Origin of the sequence: Salegentibacter echinorum, assembly GCF_900129445.1 — a bacterium.
Classification (GTDB): Bacteria; Bacteroidota; Bacteroidia; order Flavobacteriales; family Flavobacteriaceae; genus Salegentibacter; species Salegentibacter echinorum.
This window is the reverse complement of the sequence record NZ_FQVT01000035.1, coordinates 1-1,699: the sequence shown is the minus strand read 5'-3', so window position 1 is coordinate 1,699 and position 1,699 is coordinate 1. Positions and strand designations below refer to the sequence as shown.

The following is a 1,699-nucleotide window of genomic DNA, read 5'->3' as shown; positions in this document are numbered from 1 at the left end:
ATTACCGACTATTTCGAAAACACCCTTAAAAAATTAACCGATGAAAATAGAAAAAAATAAAATAGTATTTGGCGCTGTCCTGGCCGTAATCGTATTGTTCCTTATTTCCTATACGGTGACAATATTTGGCGATGACAAGGATGCTACCAATAACCTAAAGGAAACCTCGGTTCCCGAACTTGAGGAGGATCAAAAAGAATACGACTCTAAATTGGATGCGATCAACGATCTAAAAGAGGTGCGTGAAACCAATGCCCCGAGCATCTATGATGAAAAACTCCTAGATTCTTTAGGATACTATGATGCAGATTTAGCTGAAAAAGAAAAGGAGCGCGTCGTAGATAGCATCTATGCCGCCGGACGTATAAAATATTCCGAAAAATCCCTACCGGATCCTGGCATTAATAAAATTTCTCCCAAGCCTATTGTGGCCACCATAGATTCAGCAGCCGTAAAAGCAAAACAGAAAATTGCGCTTAAGGAAATGGGGCTGGAGCACCAGTTGTTTTTTGCCTCGGCTCCGAAAGAAAATATAGCAGCTATCTCTGGAAATAGTGATTCCGTAATCTACGCTGTGGTAGATGGCGATCAAGCCATTAAGAAAAATAGTAGACTACGAATGCGACTAATTGAAACAGTCAGGGTAAACGATAGTCTCATACCGAAGAATACCCCGATATTCGGATTTATCAGCTTTAAACCGAATCGCGTCCTCATTGATATCGAGAATATCCAACATCAACAAGTCAGCTTGAAAGCTTTTGATATGCAGGATGGGAGTGAGGGAATCTATGTAGAGAACAATTTTAGGGCCGAAGCTACCAGTGAAGTTCTGGATGATATTATTGGGGATATCAATATCCCCAGTGTGCCGCAGGTAAGCGGAATTACTAAAGTATTAAAGCGTAAAAACCGGAATATAAAGGTTACCGTGCTCAACAATTACAAACTCATCTTGAAAAAACCGTAAAAGACATTAAAAAACCAATCTTATGAAAAAGTATATTTTTATTTCAGCTCTTGTTTGGCTTTCTTCTTTCTCAATGCTAAGTGCCCAAACAACCAACGTACTGGACACTATTTATGCCAACGATCAAAAGAACGTAGCACTGTTTTTTCCCGAACCCATTCGGCAGGGTGTTACAGGATCGGATAATTTTGTATTCACTTATAATCGCGATACGGCACAGCATTTTGGATTGCTCCAGGCTAAACCCGGAAAAGCAAGTAATCTTTTGATTATCAGTAATACCGGTGTCATTTTTTCGTATATTGTTCAGTATAAGAAAAAGCTCAAGCGACTCAATTATTTTATTGATCAAAACAATAGTATTGGGAATGAAAAACCAATTAAAGCAACTGTCAAAGCCAAAACTCAACAAAGCGAGGTAGGGGAGAGAGAAGCTAAATTTGAAAGATTCGCTGCTTTTTTATTAAACAGAAAAGAACAAATTGGTCGTATTAAAAAAAGAAAACAAAAAATTGTTCTGCGTGTGGATAATATTGTTTTCGATAAGAGTGAACTCTACTTTGTAATCCAAATAGAAAATAAATCAACCCTGGATTACGATGTGAATTTTCTGAAATTTTCTGTGGCGACAAGACAAAAAGGAAAAAGGAAATCGTTGCAAGAAATAGGGATGAACCCGATATTTAAATATAACATGCCTACTAAAATTCCGGCGAAACAGACTGTAAA

At 37.8% G+C, this 1,699-nt stretch carries 2 protein-coding genes; both read left to right on the top strand.

The features are described 5' to 3' along the window. Positions 1-40 precede the first annotated feature (40 nt). Positions 41-970: a conjugative transposon protein TraM gene (gene traM, locus BUA71_RS17355; RefSeq protein ID WP_072882051.1), complete on the top strand. Its 930-nt coding sequence runs from the start codon at positions 41-43 to the stop codon at positions 968-970. A gap of 22 nt (positions 971-992) precedes the next feature. After that, positions 993-1,699 (top strand): DUF4138 domain-containing protein (locus BUA71_RS17350; RefSeq protein WP_072882049.1); only part of this gene is annotated, 707 nt, incomplete at its 3' end.

Bases quoted from the DNA above. Each gene is read 5' to 3' on its own strand.
- traM (WP_072882051.1), top strand. From the start codon at position 41: ATGAAAATAGAAAAAAATAAAATAGTATTTGGCGCTGTCCTGGCCGTA.